Genomic DNA, 3,037 nt, shown 5'->3' on the forward strand with positions numbered 1-3,037 from the left:
GCCGATCGCCCCCGCGCGTCGATGCGCACGTGCGCCTCGCCGCATCACCGCATCGTCAGAGGTAGCCGTCCTTGATCGGAAAGTGCGGCCGCCACGCATCGCTGAGGACGGCCGGCATACCTGGCAAGCCGACAGCGCGCAGCAGCCGCTCCATCCGCTCGAGCGTGCGGTGCGGGGTGTTGAAGACGTCACCTGCGATGAACGTGCGCCGACGCCAGCCGTCGTTGTCGATCTCCTCGGCACGCAGGAGGTCGTCGGCCCACTGGGCCTCGCGCTCGACGTGGTGGCGGCCGTCGTACTCGGCCACGACCTTCACACCCGGCCACGAGAGGTCGTAGCGCCGCATGCCGTCTCCGAGGTCAAAGGACAGGTTGACCTCGGGCTCGGGAAAGCCCGCGAGGACAAAGAGCATCCGCAGGCGCGTCTCCATCGGCGAGTCCACGCGCTCTCGGACGAACACCACGGCGGCTCGCGCCGCAGCCGCGCCCCTCATCGTCGACGCCCCGGCGAACTCGCGCAGCCGGTCGATCGAGACCTTCCCCTTGCGCACCAGCCAGTCGCCCACGACCACGAGGTCGACGAGGGTCAACTGCTCGGCGAGCTCGATGAAGAGCTGAGCCGGTGCCGAGAGACGCACACCGTCAATCGTGACGATCCGCGAGGAGGGCGGCGCAACGTGCGCCCGGACCCCGGCTCGATGCGGACGGTCGGACGCCGTCAGAACGGAGACATGCTCCACCGGCAGGACCGGCAGCGGCACTCCGAGGATCCGCCCGGCCGAGGCATGGCTCGCCCACGCCGATGGAACCGACACCACGAGCGGGGCACTCGCGCGGAGAGCCGGCGTGACGGGCACGTCGGCGGCCACGTGGACTCCACGCATCAATTGCTGGAACGCCGGTCCCGTCAACGCGGCCCGCGTGATCCCGGCCTGCGCAGCCTCGGCGGTGGTGAAAGGGCGGCGCGGATCGAACGACTCCAGGGGCCGCGGCGGCGTACGTCGGCGGGGCGGCATGCTCGACTCGGACATGGAAGCAGCGTCGGCGGTGCCGACGGATCCCGCATCCGGTCATCCACAGGGCCGGCTCGTCGTACGACCTTCGGCGAGGCACACGTGTGCATCGCCGCGCCGACGGTGTCGGTCGCCCCCGCGTGTCGATGCGCACGTGCGACTCGCCGCACGGACCGCGGCGGCGTACGACTCAGGCGTCGGGGGCGATCCTCGCGAGCGCGTTGATGATCCGGTCGTGGGCGTCGCCCTTGTGATCGGTGAGGTTCGCCATCAGCTTCAGGGTGAACCGCATCAGCGCGGGGCGCGGGAGGCCGTGCTTGGTCGCCAGCTTCATCACCTTCGGGTTGCCGATCAGCTTCGCGAAGCCGCGGCCGAGGGTGAAGTAGCCGCCGTAGGCCTGGTCGAGTGCCGTGGCGTAGCCGTGCAGCACGCGCTCCCGCGACTCACCGGACGGACGGGCGAGCGCCTGGACCATGATCTCGGCGGCCATGTGGCCGGCCTCGAGGGCGTAGTCGATGCCCTCGCCGTTGAACGGGTTGACCATGCCTCCGGAGTCGCCGACGAGCAGGAGGCCGCCGCGGTAGTGCGGCTTGCGGTTGAAGCCCATCGGCAGCGCGGCCGACCGCACCTCCCCGACGAGGTTGTCCGGGTCCGTGAAGCCCAGCTCCGGCGGCGTGTGGGCCAGCCAGGTGCGGATCGCGGCCTTGGAGTCGTACGTCCGGAACGCCGACGAGGAGTCGAGGATGCCCAGACCGACGTTCGCCGTGCCGTCGCCGCACGGGAAGATCCAGCCGTAGCCGGGGAGCTGGTTCGACTCGCCCGGCGCCCCGTCCCACAGCTCCAGCCACGACTCCATCCACGGGTCGTCGTGCATCGGCGTCTTGTAGTAGGCGCGAGCCGCGACGGCCATCGGACGGTTCTCGCGGCGGGTGATGCCGAGACCGGTCGCGAGGCGCGAGGAGACACCGTCGCAGGCGACGACGAGCTGCGCGCGGTAGGTGACCTCGTCACCGGCACGGCGGCCGTTCTCGTCGAGGGCGCGCGCGGTCACGCCGACGATCCGGCCGGTCGCGTCGAGCACCGGACCGGTGACCGACGTGCGCTCCATCAGCCGTGCGCCGGCCTTCTGCGCGTGCCGGGCGAGCATCTCGTCGAGCTGCATGCGCGGCCGCACCATGCCGTACGCCGGGTAGCTGGCGAGGTCGGGCCAGGGCAACTCGATCCGGTGGCCGGCACCGATGATCCGCAGGCCCTTGTTCTTCTGCCAGCCGGGCTCGTCGAGGTCGAAGCCCATGCCGATCAGCTGCTTGACAGCGCGCGGGGTGAGGCCGTCGCCGCAGACCTTGTCGCGCGGGAACGAGCCCTTCTCCAGGAGCAGCACGTCCACGCCGGCGTTCGCCAGGTGGTACGCCGTCGCAGCGCCGGCCGGGCCCGCGCCCACGACGATGACCTGCGCCTCGCGCTCGTCGCGCGCAGGCGTCAGCCCGAAGAGTGCGTCAGCAGGAGAGCTCATGCTCAGGCCACTCCACGGTGCAGGGCGACGATGCCGCCGGTGAGGTTGCGGTGCTCGACGTTCGTCCAGCCGGCCTCCTGGAGGAGCGCGGACAGACCGGCCTGGTCGGGCCAGGCCCGGATCGACTCGGCGAGGTACACGTAGGCGTCGGGCGACGACGAGACACCGCGGGCAACGGCCGGGAGGCCCTTCATGAGGTACTCGAGGTAGAGCGTGCGGAACGCGGCGTTGGTCGGGTGCGAGAACTCGCAGACCACGAGCTTGCCGCCCGGGCGGGTGACGCGCCGCATCTCGCGCAGGCCACCGACGGTGTCGACGAAGTTGCGCAGGCCGAAGGAGATCGTGACCGCGTCGAACGTGTCATCGGCGAAGGGCAGCTTCGTGCCGTCGCCGGCGACGAAGTTGAGCGTCGGGCGGACCTTCTTGCCCGCCTGGAGCATGCCGACGGAGAAGTCGCAGGGCACGACGTGGACGCCGGCCTCCGCGAACGCGACGGACGACACGCCGGTGCC

The 3,037-nt window shown here is 71.1% G+C and carries 3 protein-coding genes; all 3 read right to left on the reverse strand.

Translation table 11 applies throughout. The features are described from left to right. Positions 1 to 55 precede the first annotated feature (55 nt). Positions 56 to 1,030: a hypothetical protein gene (locus EPD65_RS15985; RefSeq protein WP_131585934.1), complete on the reverse strand. Its 975-nt coding sequence runs from the start codon at positions 1,028 to 1,030 to the stop codon at positions 56 to 58. Between the two features lie 172 nt (positions 1,031 to 1,202). Continuing rightward, complete coding sequence (locus tag EPD65_RS15990; RefSeq protein ID WP_131585937.1) at positions 1,203 to 2,525, reverse strand: geranylgeranyl reductase family protein; 1,323 nt, start codon at positions 2,523 to 2,525, stop codon at positions 1,203 to 1,205. 2 nt (positions 2,526 to 2,527) lie between these two features. Next, a partial coding sequence (locus tag EPD65_RS15995; protein ID WP_131585940.1) for a ubiquinone/menaquinone biosynthesis methyltransferase occupies positions 2,528 to 3,037 on the reverse strand: 510 nt, incomplete at its 5' end.

Origin of the sequence: Nocardioides jejuensis (assembly GCF_004337475.1) — a bacterium.
Lineage (GTDB): Bacteria > Actinomycetota > Actinomycetes > Propionibacteriales > Nocardioidaceae > Nocardioides > Nocardioides jejuensis.

Bases quoted from the DNA above. Each gene is read 5' to 3' on its own strand.
- EPD65_RS15985 (WP_131585934.1), bottom strand. From the start codon at position 1,030: ATGTCCGAGTCGAGCATGCCGCCCCGCCGACGTACGCCGCCGCGGCCC.
- EPD65_RS15990 (WP_131585937.1), bottom strand. From the start codon at position 2,525: ATGAGCTCTCCTGCTGACGCACTCTTCGGGCTGACGCCTGCGCGCGAC.